17 protein-coding genes are annotated in these 17,030 nt (G+C 66.6%); all 17 read left to right on the top strand.

Annotation, left to right across the window (positions count from 1 at the left end):
* A partial coding sequence (rpoB, locus tag Pth03_RS07045; protein WP_203943327.1) for a DNA-directed RNA polymerase subunit beta occupies nucleotides 1-2,197 on the top strand: 2,197 nt, incomplete at its 5' end.
* Nucleotides 2,198-2,220: 23 nt separating this feature from the next.
* The gene (locus Pth03_RS07050; protein ID WP_203943328.1) at nucleotides 2,221-6,096 is read left to right on the top strand and encodes a DNA-directed RNA polymerase subunit beta'; all 3,876 of its coding nucleotides are present in this window, start codon (nucleotides 2,221-2,223) and stop codon (nucleotides 6,094-6,096) included.
* An 852-nt stretch (nucleotides 6,097-6,948) separates the two neighbouring features.
* A complete protein-coding gene (gene rpsL, locus Pth03_RS07055) occupies nucleotides 6,949-7,323 on the top strand; it encodes a 30S ribosomal protein S12 (protein ID WP_061253213.1) in 375 nt (124 codons plus the stop codon).
* Nucleotide 7,324: 1 nt separating this feature from the next.
* Nucleotides 7,325-7,795 (top strand): 30S ribosomal protein S7, encoded by a 471-nt coding sequence (gene rpsG, locus Pth03_RS07060; RefSeq protein ID WP_203943329.1) that lies wholly within the window; start codon nucleotides 7,325-7,327, stop codon nucleotides 7,793-7,795.
* A gap of 84 nt (nucleotides 7,796-7,879) precedes the next feature.
* Nucleotides 7,880-9,928 carry an elongation factor G gene (gene fusA / locus Pth03_RS07065; protein WP_239118869.1) on the top strand — a complete coding sequence of 683 codons (2,049 nt, stop codon included), beginning with the start codon at nucleotides 7,880-7,882 and terminating at the stop codon, nucleotides 9,926-9,928.
* Nucleotides 9,929-10,077: 149 nt separating this feature from the next.
* Nucleotides 10,078-11,271, top strand: a complete 1,194-nt coding sequence (tuf, locus tag Pth03_RS07070) for an elongation factor Tu (protein ID WP_203943331.1) — start codon at nucleotides 10,078-10,080, stop codon at nucleotides 11,269-11,271.
* Nucleotides 11,272-11,514: 243 nt separating this feature from the next.
* Complete coding sequence (gene rpsJ / locus Pth03_RS07075) at nucleotides 11,515-11,823, top strand: 30S ribosomal protein S10 (protein ID WP_203943634.1); 309 nt, start codon at nucleotides 11,515-11,517, stop codon at nucleotides 11,821-11,823.
* 14 nt (nucleotides 11,824-11,837) lie between these two features.
* Nucleotides 11,838-12,491, top strand: a complete 654-nt coding sequence (gene rplC, locus Pth03_RS07080) for a 50S ribosomal protein L3 (protein WP_203943332.1) — start codon at nucleotides 11,838-11,840, stop codon at nucleotides 12,489-12,491.
* Nucleotides 12,488-13,135 (top strand): 50S ribosomal protein L4, encoded by a 648-nt coding sequence (gene rplD / locus Pth03_RS07085; RefSeq protein WP_203943333.1) that lies wholly within the window; start codon nucleotides 12,488-12,490, stop codon nucleotides 13,133-13,135. Before rplC ends, rplD begins: the two co-directional genes overlap by 4 nt.
* Nucleotides 13,135-13,437, top strand: a complete 303-nt coding sequence (gene rplW / locus Pth03_RS07090) for a 50S ribosomal protein L23 (protein ID WP_203943334.1) — start codon at nucleotides 13,135-13,137, stop codon at nucleotides 13,435-13,437. Before rplD ends, rplW begins: the two co-directional genes overlap by 1 nt.
* Nucleotides 13,438-13,568: 131 nt before the next feature.
* Nucleotides 13,569-14,405: a 50S ribosomal protein L2 gene (gene rplB, locus Pth03_RS07095; protein ID WP_203943335.1), complete on the top strand. Its 837-nt coding sequence runs from the start codon at nucleotides 13,569-13,571 to the stop codon at nucleotides 14,403-14,405.
* Nucleotides 14,406-14,416: 11 nt separating this feature from the next.
* Entirely contained in the window at nucleotides 14,417-14,695 is a 279-nt protein-coding gene (gene rpsS / locus Pth03_RS07100; RefSeq protein ID WP_182898488.1) for a 30S ribosomal protein S19, read from the top strand.
* 32 nt (nucleotides 14,696-14,727) lie between these two features.
* Nucleotides 14,728-15,087: a 50S ribosomal protein L22 gene (gene rplV / locus Pth03_RS07105; protein ID WP_203943336.1), complete on the top strand. Its 360-nt coding sequence runs from the start codon at nucleotides 14,728-14,730 to the stop codon at nucleotides 15,085-15,087.
* Nucleotides 15,087-15,962 carry a 30S ribosomal protein S3 gene (gene rpsC, locus Pth03_RS07110; protein ID WP_203943337.1) on the top strand — a complete coding sequence of 292 codons (876 nt, stop codon included), beginning with the start codon at nucleotides 15,087-15,089 and terminating at the stop codon, nucleotides 15,960-15,962. The genes rplV and rpsC overlap by 1 nt, the downstream gene beginning before the upstream one ends.
* A 2-nt stretch (nucleotides 15,963-15,964) precedes the next feature.
* The gene (gene rplP / locus Pth03_RS07115; protein WP_203943338.1) at nucleotides 15,965-16,384 is read left to right on the top strand and encodes a 50S ribosomal protein L16; all 420 of its coding nucleotides are present in this window, start codon (nucleotides 15,965-15,967) and stop codon (nucleotides 16,382-16,384) included.
* Nucleotides 16,384-16,620 carry a 50S ribosomal protein L29 gene (rpmC, locus tag Pth03_RS07120; protein WP_203943339.1) on the top strand — a complete coding sequence of 79 codons (237 nt, stop codon included), beginning with the start codon at nucleotides 16,384-16,386 and terminating at the stop codon, nucleotides 16,618-16,620. The genes rplP and rpmC overlap by 1 nt, the downstream gene beginning before the upstream one ends.
* A complete protein-coding gene (gene rpsQ, locus Pth03_RS07125; protein WP_203943340.1) occupies nucleotides 16,613-16,897 on the top strand; it encodes a 30S ribosomal protein S17 in 285 nt (94 codons plus the stop codon). The genes rpmC and rpsQ overlap by 8 nt, the downstream gene beginning before the upstream one ends.
* Nucleotides 16,898-17,030 lie beyond the last annotated feature (133 nt).

The following is a 17,030-nucleotide window of genomic DNA, read 5'->3' on the forward strand; positions in this document are numbered from 1 at the left end:
CCCGCTGGCGGGCCTGACGCACAAGCGGCGTCTGTCGGCCCTCGGCCCCGGCGGTCTGTCCCGTGAGCGGGCCGGCTTCGAGGTCCGTGACGTGCACCCGTCCCACTACGGTCGCATGTGCCCGATCGAGACGCCGGAAGGCCCGAACATCGGCCTCATCGGCTCGCTGTCGTCCTTCGGCCGGGTCAACTCCTTCGGGTTCGTCGAGACGCCGTACCGCAAGGTCGTGGACGGGAAGGTCACCGACCAGATCGACTACCTGACCGCCGACGAGGAGGACCGGCACGTCGTGGCTCAGGCCAACACGTCCCTGAGCTCCGACGGCGGCTTCGTCGAGTCGCGCGTCCTGGCCCGACGTAAGGGCGGTGAGTTCGAGGCCGTCCATCCGTCCGACGTGGACTACATGGACGTGTCTCCGCGCCAGATGGTGTCGGTCGCGACCGCGATGATCCCGTTCCTCGAGCACGACGATGCCAACCGCGCGCTCATGGGCTCGAACATGCAGCGCCAGTCGGTGCCCCTGCTCAAGAGCGAGGCTCCGCTGGTCGGCACCGGCATGGAGTACCGTGCCGCGACCGACGCCGGTGACGTCATCAGCGCTGAGAAGGCCGGTGTGGTCGAGGAGGTCTCCGCCGACTACGTCACCGTCATGAACGACGACGGCACGCGGACGACGTACCGGGTGGCCAAGTTCAAGCGCTCGAACCAGGGCACCTCGTTCAACCAGAAGCCGATCGTGGCCGAGGGCGACCGCGTTGAGGTCAACCAGGTCATCGCCGACGGTCCCTGCACCGACAACGGCGAGATGGCGCTCGGCAAGAACCTGCTCGTGGCGTTCATGCCGTGGGAGGGCCACAACTACGAAGACGCGATCATCCTGTCCCAGCGTCTGGTGCAGGACGACGTGCTCTCCTCGATCCACATCGAGGAGCACGAGGTCGACGCCCGCGACACCAAGCTGGGCCCCGAGGAGATCACCCGGGACATCCCGAACGTCTCCGAAGAGGTCCTGGCCGACCTCGACGAGCGCGGCATCATCCGGATCGGCGCCGAGGTGACCACCGGCGACATCCTGGTCGGCAAGGTCACGCCCAAGGGTGAGACCGAGCTGACCCCCGAGGAGCGCCTGCTCCGCGCGATCTTCGGTGAGAAGGCGCGTGAGGTTCGCGACACCTCGCTGAAGGTGCCGCACGGCGAGTCCGGCAAGGTCATCGGTGTGCGCGTGTTCAGCCGCGAGGAGGGCGACGAGCTTCCTCCGGGTGTGAACGAGCTGGTCCGCGTCTACGTGGCTCAGAAGCGCAAGATCACCGATGGTGACAAGCTGGCCGGCCGTCACGGCAACAAGGGCGTCATCTCCAAGATCCTCCCTGTGGAGGACATGCCGTTCCTTGAGGACGGCACGCCGGTCGACATCGTCCTGAACCCGCTGGGCGTTCCCGGGCGAATGAACGTCGGCCAGGTCCTGGAGACCCACCTCGGCTGGATCGCCGCCCGAGGATGGGACGTCAGCGGTGTGGAGGAGGCCTGGGCCGAGCGCCTGCGCGACAAGGGCCTGACCTCCGTCGAGCCGCGCACCAAGGTGGCGACGCCCGTCTTCGACGGCGCCCACGAGGAGGAGATCGTCGGCCTGCTGAGCAACACCCTGGTCAACAGGGACGGCTCCCGCATGGTCGGTGAGAACGGCAAGGCGCGGCTGTTCGACGGCCGCTCCGGCGAACCGTTCCCGCACCCGATCTCGGTCGGCTACATCTACATCCTCAAGCTGCTTCACCTGGTCGACGACAAGATCCACGCACGGTCGACCGGTCCGTACTCCATGATCACCCAGCAGCCGCTCGGCGGTAAGGCCCAGTTCGGTGGCCAGCGCTTCGGTGAGATGGAGGTGTGGGCCCTTGAGGCGTACGGCGCGGCCTACGCGCTGCAGGAGCTGCTCACGATCAAGTCCGACGACGTGCTCGGCCGCGTGAAGGTCTACGAGGCCATCGTCAAGGGCGAGAACATCCCCGAGCCGGGCATTCCGGAGTCCTTCAAGGTCCTTATCAAGGAAATGCAGTCGCTGTGCCTCAACGTCGAGGTGCTGTCCAGCGACGGCATGTCCATCGAGATGAGAGACACGGACGAGGATGTCTTCCGCGCTGCGGAGGAGCTCGGCATCGACCTGTCCCGGCGTGAGCCGAGCAGCGTCGAAGAGGTCTGATCTAGAAGCTGAGGGGATCAAAAGTGCTCGACGTCAACTTCTTCGACGAACTCCGAATCGGCCTGGCGACCGCTGACGACATCCGCCAGTGGTCGCACGGCGAGGTGAAGAAGCCGGAGACGATCAACTACCGGACTCTCAAGCCGGAAAAGGACGGGCTCTTCTGCGAGAAGATCTTCGGTCCGACCCGCGACTGGGAGTGCTACTGCGGCAAGTACAAGCGCGTCCGTTTCAAGGGCATCATCTGTGAGCGTTGTGGCGTCGAGGTCACGCGCGCCAAGGTGCGCCGTGAGCGGATGGGCCACATCGAGCTGGCCGCGCCGGTCACCCACATCTGGTACTTCAAGGGCGTTCCTTCGCGCCTCGGGTACCTGCTCGACCTGGCCCCGAAGGACCTGGAGAAGGTCATCTACTTCGCGGCCTACATGATCACGCATGTCGACAACGAGATGCGTGACCGTGACCTGCCGTCGCTGGAGGCCAAGATCTCCGTCGAGCGGCAGCACGTCGAGCAGCGCCGTGACGCCGACATCGAGGCCCGCCAGAAGAAGCTCGAGGCCGACCTGGCCGAGCTGGAGGCCGCCGGCGCCAAGGGCGACCAGCGGCGCAAGGTGCGTGAGGGCGCCGACCGCGAGATGCGGCAGCTGCGCGACCGCGCCCAGCGCGAGCTGGACCGTCTCGATGAGGTCTGGAGCCGCTTCAAGGCGCTCAAGGTCCAGGACCTCGAGGGCGACGAGCTGCTCTACCGCGAGATGCGCGACCGTTTCGGCCGCTACTTCCGCGGCGGCATGGGCGCCCAGGCGATCCAGGAACGGCTGAACAGCTTCGACCTGGAGGCCGAGGCGGAGAACCTGCGCGAGACCATCCGCAGCGGCAAGGGCCAGAAGAAGGCCCGCGCCCTCAAGCGGCTGAAGGTCGTCGCGGCGTTCCTCAACACGAGGAACTCGCCCAGCGGCATGGTGCTCGACTGCATTCCGGTGATCCCGCCGGACCTTCGCCCGATGGTCCAGCTGGACGGTGGCCGCTTCGCGACCTCCGACCTGAACGACCTCTACCGCCGCGTGATCAACCGGAACAACCGGCTCAAGCGTCTGCTCGACCTCGGCGCGCCCGAGATCATCGTGAACAACGAGAAGCGGATGCTCCAGGAGGCCGTCGACGCTCTGTTCGACAACGGCCGTCGCGGACGTCCGGTCACCGGCCCCGGCAACCGGCCCCTGAAGTCCCTCAGCGACATGCTGAAGGGCAAGCAGGGCCGGTTCCGCCAGAACCTGCTGGGCAAGCGTGTCGACTACTCCGGCCGTTCGGTCATCGTCGTCGGCCCGCAGCTCAAGCTGCACCAGTGCGGCCTGCCCAAGCAGATGGCGCTGGAGCTGTTCAAGCCGTTCGTGATGAAGCGCCTGGTCGACCTGAACCACGCGCAGAACATCAAGTCGGCCAAGCGGATGGTCGAGCGTGCCCGTCCCGTCGTGTGGGACGTGCTCGAAGAGGTCATCACCGAGCACCCGGTGCTGCTCAACCGTGCGCCCACGCTGCACCGTCTGGGCATCCAGGCGTTCGAGCCGCAGCTGGTCGAGGGCAAGGCGATCCAGATCCACCCGCTCGTCTGCACGGCGTTCAACGCCGACTTCGACGGTGACCAGATGGCCGTGCACCTGCCGCTGTCGGCCGAGGCTCAGGCCGAGGCGCGCATCCTGATGCTGTCCACCAACAACATCCTCAAGCCGGCGGACGGCAAGCCGGTGACGATGCCCACCCAGGACATGGTCATCGGTCTCTACTGGCTGACCACGGACAAGGAAGACGCCCCGGGCACCGGCCGTGTGTTCGCGACGGTGTCGGAGGCCCTCATGGCCCACGACCGCCACGAGCTGGACATGCAGGCGACGATCCAGGTCCGGCTCAAGGACGTCCCGCCGCCGCGCGGCTGGGAGGCTCCGGAGGGCTGGGAGGCGGGTGACCCGATCCGGCTGGAGACCACGCTGGGCCGGTGCCTGTTCAACCAGACGCTGCCGGACAACTACCCCTTCGTGAACTACCAGGTCGGCAAGAAGCAGCTCTCCGCAATCGTCAACGAGCTGGCCGAGCGGTACCCGAAGGTCGACGTCGCCAACGCGCTCGACTCGCTCAAGGACGCGGGCTTCCACTGGGCGACCCGCGCCGGTGTGACGATCTCGATCGAGGACGTCGTGGCGCCGCCGAACAAGGCGGCGATCATGGAGTCGTACGAGAAGAGGGCCGACAAGGTCCAGCGCGAGTACGACCGCGGTCTGATCACCGACGAGGAGCGTCGTCAGGAGCTCATCGAGATCTGGACCCACGCCACGGCGGACGTCGAGACCGACATGGTCAACGCGTTCCCCGCGACGAACCCGGTCTGGATGATGGTCAACTCCGGCGCCCGCGGTAACAAGATGCAGGTGCGGCAGATCGCCGGCATCCGCGGCCTGGTGTCCAACACCAAGGGTGAGACGATCCCGCGGCCGATCAAGTCCTCGTTCCGTGAGGGCCTGTCGGTGCTGGAGTACTTCATCTCCACCCACGGCCAGCGGAAGGGTCTGGCGGACACCGCTCTGCGGACCGCCGACTCCGGTTACCTGACCCGTCGTCTGGTCGACGTGGCCCAGGACGTCATCGTCCGCGAGATCGACTGCGGCACCGACCGCGCGGTCCCGCTGCACGTCGGCGAGCGCGACCCGCAGGGCAACCTGGTCAAGGCGGAGAACGCCGAGAGCAACGTGCACGGCCGCATCCTGGCCGAGGACGTCGAGGTGGACGGCAAGCTCGTCGCCTCCAAGGGCGTCGACATCAACGACGCCATTGTCACGGCGCTGGTCGAGGCCGGGGTCGAGACCGTCAGGACCCGCAGCACCCTGGTGTGCGAGGCCAAGATCGGTGTCTGCGCCACGTGCTACGGCCGCTCGCTGGCCACCGGCAAGCTCGTGGACGTCGGCGAGGCCGTCGGCATCATCGCGGCCCAGTCGATCGGTGAGCCCGGCACCCAGCTGACGATGCGTACCTTCCACACCGGTGGTGTGGCGGGTGCTGACATCACCCACGGTCTGCCCCGTGTCCAGGAGCTGTTCGAGGCGCGCATCCCCAAGGGTGTCGCCCCGATCAGCGAGGTCACCGGCCGGGTGCGGATCGACGAGACGGACAAGACCCGCAAGATCGTCATCACTCCGGACGACGGCTCCGAGGAGATCGCCTACCCGGTGTCGATGAGGTCGAGGCTGCTGGTCTCCGAGGGGCAGCACGTGGAGGTCGGCCAGCTGCTGATCGCCGGCGCGCGCAACCCCAACGAGGTCCTGCGCATCCTCGGCCCCCGCGCGGTGCAGCTCCACCTGGTCGACGAGGTGCAGCAGGTCTACCGTTCGCAGGGTGTGTCGATCCACGACAAGCACATCGAGGTCATCGTCCGGCAGATGCTCAAGCGCGTGAACGTGCTCGAGTCGGGCGACACCGAACTGCTGCCCGGTGAGCTGGTCGAGCGTCCGCGGTTCGAGGTGCTCAACCGGGAGACCGTGGCGGAGGGCGGCCAGCCGGCCTCCGGACGTCCGGTGCTCATGGGTATCACGAAGGCGTCGCTCGCGACCGAGTCGTGGCTGTCGGCGGCGTCGTTCCAGGAGACCACGCGGGTCCTCACCGACGCGGCGATCCACGCCAAGTCGGACTCCCTGCTCGGACTCAAGGAGAACGTCATCATCGGTAAGCTCATCCCGGCCGGTACGGGTATGCCCCAGTACCGCAACATCCGGGTGGAGCCCACCGAGGAGGCCAAGGCCGCGATGTACACGGTCGGCGGGTACGACGGCTCCGCTGCGGACTACACGTTCGGCTCCGGCAGCGGCGAAGCCGTCCCGCTGGAGGAGTACGACTTCGGGCAGTACGGCCGGTAAGTCCTAGCTCGTAGGTCACAGACGAAACGCCCGGGGTGGTCCGCCACTCCGGGCGTTTTGCTTTGTTCGCCAGACATTCATGGTCATCGGCGATGCCGGACTACGAGGGCCTTCGATGCCTGGACTGAGGAGTGAGCGGGGAGCGAGGTACGAGCGACCCCGAACGACGAGGGAAGGCGTCGCCTCAAGGCGCCCCGAGTTGCCCGAGCGGAGCGAGGGTTGAATTGGGGAATGCGGGAATGCCTGGTTTGCGTGAGGTAAGCGACTTCGTTCGGGCCAAGCTTGTTTGCGAGGGACGCGGCGGTGCCTGGACTGAGGAGTGAGCGGGGAGCGAGGTACGAGCGACCCCGAACGACGAGGGAAGGCATCGCCTCAAGGCGTCCCGAGCCCCGTCCGAGCGGAGCGAGGACAAGTAGACACTGAAATGGCCAGGGGACTCACCGGGTACCGATAGAATCCCCCTGAGCCCAGTGGCGGCCTGTGAGGAAGGCAGGTCGCGGGGACCATGGCGCGAATTACAACGACCCAGTGGCGACGGTTTTGACTCGTTGCGTTGTGCTGGGTAATCTTTGTCTTCGTGCCCGTGGACTCCATGGGCTCGCATGCGTGCGCTCGGAGGCCGATCCCCAAGGGAACGGTGGAGCGTCGCGTGACTCCTCAATCGGCCGGGCTCAACCGGATGTGGTCGTGCTAAAAGCGCGACACGCCCGAGCGCGTGGGCCGGAGGAGACTCAAAACCAGCAGGTCATGACACCGGCAGTGCCTGCGAAATGCACGGCCTGAGACGGGAAGCCACGGCGGCCCTGATCAGGAATGTACGTATCACCGGCCAAGGCACGAAACGGAGACGCGGTGCCCACCATTCAGCAGTTGGTCCGAAAGGGCCGGCAGGACAAGGTCAGTAAGACCAAGACTCCTGCCCTCAAGGGGAGCCCGCAGCGGCGTGGCGTTTGCACCCGCGTGTACACGACGACCCCCAAGAAGCCCAACTCGGCGCTGCGCAAGGTGGCCCGTGTTCGGCTCACCAACGGCATCGAGGTCACGGCGTACATCCCGGGTGTGGGTCACAACCTCCAGGAGCACTCGATCGTGCTCGTCCGTGGAGGCCGTGTGAAGGACCTGCCGGGTGTTCGTTACAAGATCATCCGCGGCTCGCTGGACACCCAGGGTGTCCGCAACCGCAAGCAGGCCCGCAGCCGCTACGGCGCGAAGAAGGAGAAGAGCTGACATGCCGCGTAAGGGTTCTCCTGGTCGCCGCCAGCTTGTCGCCGACCCGGTGCACAACTCCCCGTTGGTCACCGCTCTGATCAACAAGGTCCTCCTGGACGGCAAGCGCTCGATCGCGCAGTCGATCGTTTACGGCGCTCTCGAGGGTTGCAAGGAGAAGACCGGCAACGACCCGGTCGTCACCCTCAAGCGCGCCCTGGACAACGTCAAGCCCACTCTCGAGGTGCGCAGCCGCCGTGTCGGTGGCGCGACCTACCAGGTGCCGGTTGAGGTGCGCGCTGCGCGCAGCACCACGCTGGCCCTGCGGTGGCTCGTGCAGTACTCCCGGGCCCGCCGCGAGAAGACCATGACCGAGCGGCTCATGAACGAGCTGCTCGACGCGAGCAACGGCCTCGGAGCCAGCGTCAAGCGGCGCGAGGACACGCACAAGATGGCCGACTCCAACAAGGCCTTCGCCCACTACCGCTGGTAGTCGGCACCGAGACGAGTTAAGGACGCGAGAGAAGTGGCCACCACGACCGCTCTTGAACTGGCCAAGGTCCGCAACATCGGGATCATGGCGCACATCGACGCGGGCAAAACCACCACGACCGAGCGCATCCTGTTCTACACCGGTATCAACTACAAGATCGGTGAGGTCCACGAGGGCGCTGCCACGATGGACTGGATGGAGCAGGAGCAGGAGCGCGGCATCACGATCACGTCTGCCGCGACGACCTGTGAGTGGCTCGGCCACACCATCAACATCATCGACACGCCCGGTCACGTCGACTTCACCATCGAGGTGGAGCGCTCGCTGCGCGTCCTCGACGGCGCCGTCGCCGTGTTCGACGGTGTCGCCGGTGTGGAGCCGCAGTCGGAGACGGTGTGGCGCCAGGCCGACCGCTACGGCGTGCCCCGCATCTGTTTCGTCAACAAGATGGACAGAGTCGGCGCGGAGTTCCACCGCTGCGTCGACATGATGATCAGCCGGCTGAACGCGACCCCCGCGGTCATTCAGCTTCCCTGGGGCGTCGAGGCCGACTTCAAGGGCGTCATCGACCTGGTGAAGATGAAGGGCCTCATCTGGAGCGCCGAGGCCGCCAAGGGCGAGATGTACGACACCGTCGACATCCCGGCCGATCACGCGGACGTCGCCCGTGAGTGGCGCGACAAGCTCGTCGAGACGGTCGCCGAGAACGACGACGAGCTCATGGAGCTCTTCCTGGAGGGCGTCGAGCCCACCGAGGAGCAGCTCGTCGCCGCCATCCGCCGGGCGACGGTGTCCAGCGCCATCAACCCGGTCCTGTGCGGTACGGCGTTCAAGAACAAGGGCGTGCAGCCCCTGCTCGACGCAATCGTCGCCTACCTCCCCGCGCCCACCGACATCCCGGCCTTCAAGGGCCACGCGGTCGGGCACGAGGACCAGGTCATCGAGCGTCACGCGGACCCGGCGGAGCCGTTCGCCGCGCTTGCGTTCAAGATCATGAGCGACCCGCACCTGGGCAAGCTGACCTACATCCGCATCTACTCCGGCACGCTCGACTCCGGCACCACCGTGATCAACTCGGTGAAGGGGAAGAAGGAGCGGATCGGCAAGATCTACCAGATGCACGCGAACAAGCGCGAAGAGCGCCCGGTCGCGACCGCTGGTCAGATCGTCGCCGTGATGGGCCTGAAGGACACCACCACCGGTGACACGCTGTCCGACCCGTCCAACCAGGTCGTGCTCGAGTCGATGACGTTCCCGGCTCCGGTCATCAACGTCGCGATCGAGCCCAAGACCAAGGGCGACCAGGAGAAGCTGGGTACCGCGATCCAGCGGCTGGCCGAGGAGGACCCGTCCTTCCAGGTCCGCCGCGACGAGGAGACCGGCCAGACCGTCATCTGGGGTATGGGTGAACTCCACCTGGAGATCCTCGTCGACCGGATGCGCCGCGAGTTCAAGGTCGAGGCGAACGTCGGCCGCCCGCAGGTCGCCTACCGCGAGACCATCCGCCGCAAGGTGGAGAAGGTCGAGTACACGCACAAGAAGCAGACCGGTGGTTCCGGCCAGTTCGCGCGCGTGATCATCGACCTGGAGCCGCTGGGCGAGGGCAACGACGGCTACGAGTTCAACAACAGCGTGACCGGTGGCCGCATCCCTCGGGAGTACATCCCGTCGGTGGACGCGGGCGCCCAGGAGGCTGCCGAGTTCGGCGTCCTCGCCGGCTACCCGATGGTCGGTGTCAAGGTCACGCTCCGGGACGGTGCCTTCCACGAGGTGGACTCGTCGGAAATGGCCTTCAAAATCGCCGGCTCGATGGCCTTCAAGGAGGCCGCGCGCAAGGCGGACGCCGTGCTTCTCGAGCCGATGATGGCCGTCGAGGTCACCACGCCCGAGGACTACATGGGTGACGTCATCGGTGACCTCAACGGTCGCCGCGGACAGATCCAGGCGATGGACGAACGGTCCGGCGCCCGGGTCATCCAGGCGCTCGTCCCGCTCTCTGAGATGTTCGGCTACGTGGGTGACCTGCGCAGCCGCACTCAGGGCCGGGCGAGCTACAGCATGCAGTTCGACTCCTACGCGGAGGTGCCCCCGGGCATCGCCAAGGAGATCGTCGCGAAGGCTCGGGGCGAATAAGTTCCGTGTCGCTCTGGACGGGGGCGCCGATGACCATCGACGCCCCCGTGCCGGAGAGGCTCGGGGCGCACGTCCCCTCGCGTACGGCTGTGCCGTACGGGGCCTGAGTTGGAAGCAAGTCAAGTCAGAATCTCTAAGGAGACAGAGCAGTGGCCAAGGCCAAGTTCGAGCGGAACAAGCCGCACGTGAACATCGGCACCATTGGGCACATCGACCACGGCAAGACCACTCTGACCGCGGCGATCACCAAGGTGCTCCACGACCGTTTCCCGCAGCTCAACGAGGCGACCCCGTTCGACAAGATCGACAAGGCGCCCGAGGAGAAGGCTCGCGGTATCACCATCTCGATCGCGCACGTCGAGTACCAGACCGAGAAGCGCCACTACGCCCACGTGGACTGCCCCGGTCACGCCGACTACGTGAAGAACATGATCACGGGTGCCGCGCAGATGGACGGCGCGATCCTCGTGGTCGCCGCCACCGACGGCCCGATGCCGCAGACCAAGGAGCACGTGCTCCTGGCCCGCCAGGTCGGTGTTCCGTACATCGTCGTCGCGCTGAACAAGGCCGACATGGTGGACGACGAGGAGATCCTGGAGCTCGTCGAGCTCGAGGTCCGCGAGCTGCTGTCCGCCCAGGAGTTCCCGGGCGACGACCTGCCGGTCATCCGCGTCTCTGCGCTGAAGGCGCTCGAGGGCGATGAGAAGTGGGCCGACAGCATCATCGAGCTCATGACCGCGGTGGACGACAACGTTCCCGAGCCGGTTCGTGACACCGAGAAGCCGTTCCTGATGCCGATCGAGGACGTCTTCTCGATCACCGGCCGTGGCACCGTCGTCACCGGCCGTATCGAGCGCGGTATCGTCAAGGTCAACGAGACCGTCGACATCATCGGCATCAAGGAGAAGAGCACCTCGACCACCGTCACCGGTGTCGAGATGTTCCGCAAGCTCCTCGACGAGGGCCAGGCCGGTGACAACGTCGGTCTGCTCCTGCGTGGTATCAAGCGCGAGGACGTCGAGCGCGGCCAGTGTGTCATCAAGCCGGGCACGACCACCCCGCACACCGAGTTCGAGGCGCAGGTCTACATCCTGTCCAAGGACGAGGGCGGCCGCCACACGCCGTTCTTCAACAACTACCGTCCGCAGTTCTACTTCCGTACGACTGACGTGACCGGTGTTGTGAACCTGCCCGAGGGCACCGAGATGGTCATGCCCGGTGACAACACCGAGATGACCGTCCAGCTGATCCAGCCGATCGCGATGGAGGAAGGCCTCAAGTTCGCGATCCGCGAGGGCGGCCGCACCGTCGGCGCCGGTCGTGTGACGAAGATCCTCAAGTAGTACACCGAGGAGTGGCGGTCAGGCCCGCGAGGACCTGGCCGCCGCACCGCGGAGGGGCCGAGAGGCCCTGCCCCACGAACGACGAGACCGTGATCTCGCAGTGGTTTCGGCAGGTGATGACCGAAACGACTGCCAGATCACGGAGAACCGGACGAGATCCGGAACGCCGATCGTAGGGAAACCACAGCGGCAACAGGCCGCATGAAGCTTTATACGACGACAGCGAAGGACACCGAGGCCATTATGGCGGGACAGAAGATCCGCATCCGGCTCAAGGCGTATGACCACGAGGTCATCGACAGCTCGGCCAAGAAGATCGTCGAGACGGTGACGCGGACCGGCGCCAAGGTCGCTGGCCCGGTGCCGCTGCCGACCGAGAAGAACGTGTACTGCGTCATCCGGTCGCCGCACAAGTACAAGGACAGCCGCGAGCACTTTGAGATGCGTACGCACAAGCGGCTGATTGACATCCTCGACCCGACGCCGAAGACCGTCGACTCGCTCATGCGGCTCGACCTTCCTGCCGGCGTCGACATCTCGATCAAGCTCTGAGGGAACGCACTGACATGGCTAAGCAGATCAAGGGCGTCCTGGGCAAGAAGCTCGGCATGACCCAGGTCTTCGACGAGGGCAACCGGCTCGTTCCGGTGACCGTCGTCGAGGCCGGTCCGTGCGTGGTGACCCGGGTGCGCACGCCGGAGAAGGACGGCTACTCCGCCGTCCAGCTCGGCTACGGCCAGGTGGACCCGCGCAAGGTCAACAAGCCGCTGGGCGACTACCTGCGCAAGCACGACATCACACCGCGCCGCTACTTCACCGAGGTCCGCACCGACGACGCCTCCGAGTACGCCATCGGCCAGGAAGTCCTCGCGGACACCTTCGAGGCCGGGCAGTACATCGACGTCACCGGCAAGAGCAAGGGTAAGGGCTTCGCCGGTGTCATGAAGCGCCACAACTTCCGTGGTCTCGGCGCCTCGCACGGTACGCAGCGCAAGCACCGCTCGCCGGGCTCCATCGGCGGCTGCGCCACTCCGGGCCGCGTCTTCAAGGGCCTGCGCATGGCCGGCCGGATGGGCAACGTCCGCGTGACCATCCAGAGCCTGAAGGTCCATGCCGTGGACGCCGAGAAGGGCCTCATCCTGATCAAGGGTGCGATCCCCGGCGCCAACGGCAGCCTGGTTCTCCTCCGCACCGCTGCCAAGAAGGGGGTTGCCAAGTGAGCACCATTGACGTCCTCGACGCCAGCGGAGCGAAGACGGGCACCGTCGACCTGCCGGAGGCCGTCTTCGGCGCCAAGGTCAACATCCCGCTGATCCACCAGGTCGTGGTCGCGCAGCTCGCCGCTCGTCGGCAGGGCACGCACAAGACCAAGACCCGTGGTGAGGTCAGCGGTGGCGGCAAGAAGCCGTACCGCCAGAAGGGCACCGGCCGCGCCCGCCAGGGTTCGACCCGCGCCCCGCAGTTCACCGGTGGTGGCGTCGTCCACGGCCCGCAGCCGCGCTCGTACGAGCAGCGGACGCCCAAGAAGATGAAGGCCGCCGCTCTCCGCGGCGCCCTGTCGGACCGGGCCGTCGGCGGCCGCGTCCACGTGGTGACCTCCCTGGTCGACGGCGACACGCCCAAGACCAAGGCGGCGCTGCAGGCGCTCCGGAAGATCACTGAGGCTCGCAGCGTGCTCGTCGTGGTCGATGAGAACGACGAGAACACCTGGCTGAGCCTGCGCAACGCTCCCGAGGTCCACCTGCTGGACGCCGGGCAGCTCAACACCTATGACGTGCTGGTCCATGACGACGTGGTCTTCACTCAGGAGGCCTACGAGCAGGTCGTGGCCCGGCTGGCGAGCAGCGGGAAGGATGAGGGCTGATGCAGAAGATCGCCGACCCTCGGGACATCATCCTCAAGCCGGTCGTCTCTGAGAAGAGCTACGGCCTGATCGATGAGCACAACAAGTACACCTTCCTGGTGCGCAAGGGTGCCAACAAGACGCAGGTGAAGATCGCCATCGAGCAGATCTTCAACGTCAAGGTCACCAGCGTTAACACGATCAACCGCCATGGGAAGCGCAAGCGCACCAGGACCGGCTTCGGCCAGCGCCCTGACACCAAGCGCGCGATCGTGAGCCTGGCTGAGGGCGACCGCATCGACATCTTCGGTCAGATCGGCTGAGCCTCCGCCACACAAGGGAATCGGCCGCCTCGCCGTGAGGCGGGACGGCCGCTCCCGGTAAGTCAGCACCGGGGGGACCGCCGTGAGGCGGACCCCTACCGGTATGAACCGACGAAGGATGAACGAATAAGATGGGCATCCGTAAATACAAGCCGACGACCCCGGGTCGCCGCGGCGCGAGCGTCTCGGATTTCTCCGAGATCACGCGCAGCACCCCGGAGAAGTCGCTGCTTGCCCCCCTGCACAGCAAGGGCGGCCGTAACGTCCACGGCCGGGTGACCGCCCGGCACCAGGGAGGCGGGCACAAGCGCGCCTACCGGATCATCGACTTCCGCCGCCACGACAAGGACGGGATCCCGGCCAAGGTCGCTCACATCGAGTACGACCCGAACCGGACCTCCCGCATCGCGCTGCTGCACTACGCCGACGGCGAGAAGCGCTACATTCTCGCGCCCGCCGGTCTCAAGCAGGGGGACCGCGTCGAGAACGGCCCCGCAGCCGACATCAAGCCGGGCAACTGCCTGCCGCTGCGCAACATCCCGACCGGTACCTTCATCCACGCGGTGGAGCTCCGTCCGGGTGGTGGCGCCAAGCTCGGCCGCAGCGCCGGCGCGCAGATCCAGCTGCTCGCCAAGGAGGGCACCTACGCCACGCTGCGTATGCCGTCCGGTGAAATGCGCCAGGTCGACATTCGCTGCCGCGCCTCCGTCGGTCAGGTGGGCAACGCCGAGCAGGCCAACATCAACCTCGGTAAGGCCGGCCGTAACCGTTGGAAGGGCAAGCGCCCCACGGTCCGCGGTGTCGCCATGAACCCGGTCGACCACCCGCACGGTGGTGGTGAGGGCAAGACCTCCGGCGGTCGCCACCCGGTGAACCCGAAGGGCAAGCCCGAGGGCCGCACCCGGCAGGCGAACAAGCCGAGCGACCGGCTGATCATCCGTCGTCGGAGCAAGCGGAAGAAGCGGTAGGAGCAGCCAAAATGCCACGTAGCCTTAAGAAGGGCCCCTTCGTGGACGACCACCTTCAGAAGAAGGTGGACGCGCAGAACGAGAAGGGCACCAAGAACGTCATCAAGACGTGGTCGCGGCGCTCCATGATCGTGCCGGACATGATCGGTCACACGATCGCCGTGCACGACGGCCGCAAGCACGTCCCGGTGTTCATCACCGACTCGATGATCGGTCACAAGCTCGGAGAGTTCGCGCCCACGCGGACGTTCCGGAGCCACGTCAAGGAAGACCGCCGCAGCCGGCGGTAAGCGCCTTCCAGCAAGCATCAGAGGAGACAGCGATGGAAGCCAGGGCACAGGCGCGGTTCGCGCGCCACACGCCCCGGAAGGCCCGCCGTGTGGTGGACCTCATTCGCGGGCTGCCCGCTTCGGAGGCGCAGGCCGTGCTGCAGTTCGCTCCCCAGTCGGCGAGCGAGACCGTATACAAGGTGCTCTCGAGCGCGATCGCGAACGCCGAGCACAACTTCAAGCTCGACCGTGACACGCTCGTCGTGAGCCGCGCGTGGGTCGACGAGGGCCCGACGCTCAAGCGGTTCCGTCCGCGTGCCCAGGGTCGCGCCTACCGGATCAACAAGCGGACGAGCCACATCACGGTGATCGTGGAATCTCGCGAGCCGAAGCCGAAGGGAAGGACCCGATAGTGGGCCAGAAGGTTAACCCGCACGGGTTCCGCCTCGGCATCACGACCGACTTCAAGAGCCGGTGGTACGCCGACAAGCTGTACAAGTCGTACGTCGCCGAGGACGTGTCTATCCGTCGCATGCTGCAGAAGGGCATGGAGCGGGCCGGCATCTCCAAGGTCGAGATCGAGCGCACGACCGACCGCGTGCAGGTCGACATCCACACCGCCCGGCCGGGCATCGTCATCGGCCGTCGCGGCGCGGAGGCCGACCGCATCCGCGGCGACCTGGAGAAGCTGACCAAGAAGCAGGTCCAGCTGAACATCCTCGAGGTGAAGAACCCCGAGATCGACGCGCAGCTCGTCGCGCAGGGCGTGGCCGAGCAGCTCTCCAGCCGCGTCTCGTTCCGCCGGGCGATGCGTAAGGCCATGCAGTCCGCCATGAAGAGCGGCGCCAAGGGCATCCGGGTCCAGTGCTCCGGCCGTCTCGGCGGCGCGGAGATGTCCCGCTCGGAGTTCTACCGCGAGGGCCGCGTGCCCCTGCACACGCTCCGTGCGGACATCGACTACGGCTTCTACGAGGCCCGCACCACCTTCGGCCGCATCGGCGTGAAGGTGTGGATCTACAAGGGCGAGGCTCCCACCAGCCGCGCCGAGCGCGAGGCCGCGGCCGCTGCGGCGGCGGGCGCGCGTGCGGGTCAGCGCCGTGAGCGCGACGACCGTCGTGGCGGTGGCGGTGGCGGTGGCGACCGTCCGCGTCGTGGCGGCGGTGGTGACCGTCCGCGTCGTGGTGGCGGAGCGGCCGGCCGTTCCGACCGCGCACCCAGAACCGAGGCCGCCGCGCAGGCTGCCCCCGAGACCGGCCCGGCGGAGCAGCCGGGTGCCGAAGGGAGCTGACCATGCTGATCCCTCGCAGGGTCAAGCACCGTAAGCAGCACCGGCCCGACCGTCACGGTGCCGCCAAGGGCGGCACGAGGGTCGTCTTCGGCGAGTTCGGCATCCAGGCGCTTGAGCACTCCTACGTGACCAACCGCCAGATCGAGGCCGCACGTATCGCCATGACCCGGCACATCCGCCGTGGTGGCAAGGTGTGGATCAACATCTACCCGGACCGTCCCCTCACCAAGAAGCCTGCCGAGACCCGCATGGGTTCCGGTAAGGGTTCTCCGGAGTGGTGGATCGCCAATGTCAAGCCCGGCCGCATCATGTTCGAGCTGTCCGGTGTCGCCGAGCCCGTGGCCCGTGAGGCCATGCGCCGTGCGATGCACAAGCTCCCCATGAAGTGCCGTTTTGTGAAGCGTGAAGTGGGTGAGGCGTGATGGCTAAGGGCCTGACCGCCGGTGAGCTGCGGCTTGAAGACCAGGACGTCCTGGTCCAGAAGCTTAAGGAAGCCAAAGAGGAGCTGTTCAACCTCCGCTTCCAGTCGGCGACCGGGCAGTTGGAGAGCCACGGGCGGCTGCGGGCCGTCCGCCAGGAGATCGCCCGTATCTACACCGTGATGCGTGAGCGCGAGCTCGGAATCGTCACGGTCGAGAAGGAGACGAGCGATGGCTGAAGCAACTGAGACAACCGAGAAGACGACGCGGAACTACCGCAAGACCCGCGAGGGCCTGGTCGTCAGCGACAAGATGGACAAGACCGTCGTCGTCGCCGTCGAAGACCGCGTCAAGCACCCGCTGTACGGCAAGGTCATCCGCCGTACGACGAAGTACAAGGCTCACGACGAGCAGAACTCGTGCGGCGTCGGCGACCGCGTCCTCCTGATGGAGACCCGGCCGCTGTCGGCCAGCAAGCGCTGGCGGGTCGTCGAGATCCTCGAGAAGGCCAAGTAACAAATACGCGCCTCGTGGGGGATGGGTGACCATCCCCCATGACGGTGTCCAAGGGACAGGGCCGTCAGGCCCGGTCCGCCCGCGGCGGCGGTCGTACGGCTGTCGCCGGGGGAACAAGACCACATCAGGTTCC

Origin of the sequence: Planotetraspora thailandica (assembly GCF_016863335.1) — a bacterium.
Classification (GTDB): Bacteria; Actinomycetota; Actinomycetes; order Streptosporangiales; family Streptosporangiaceae; genus Planotetraspora; species Planotetraspora thailandica.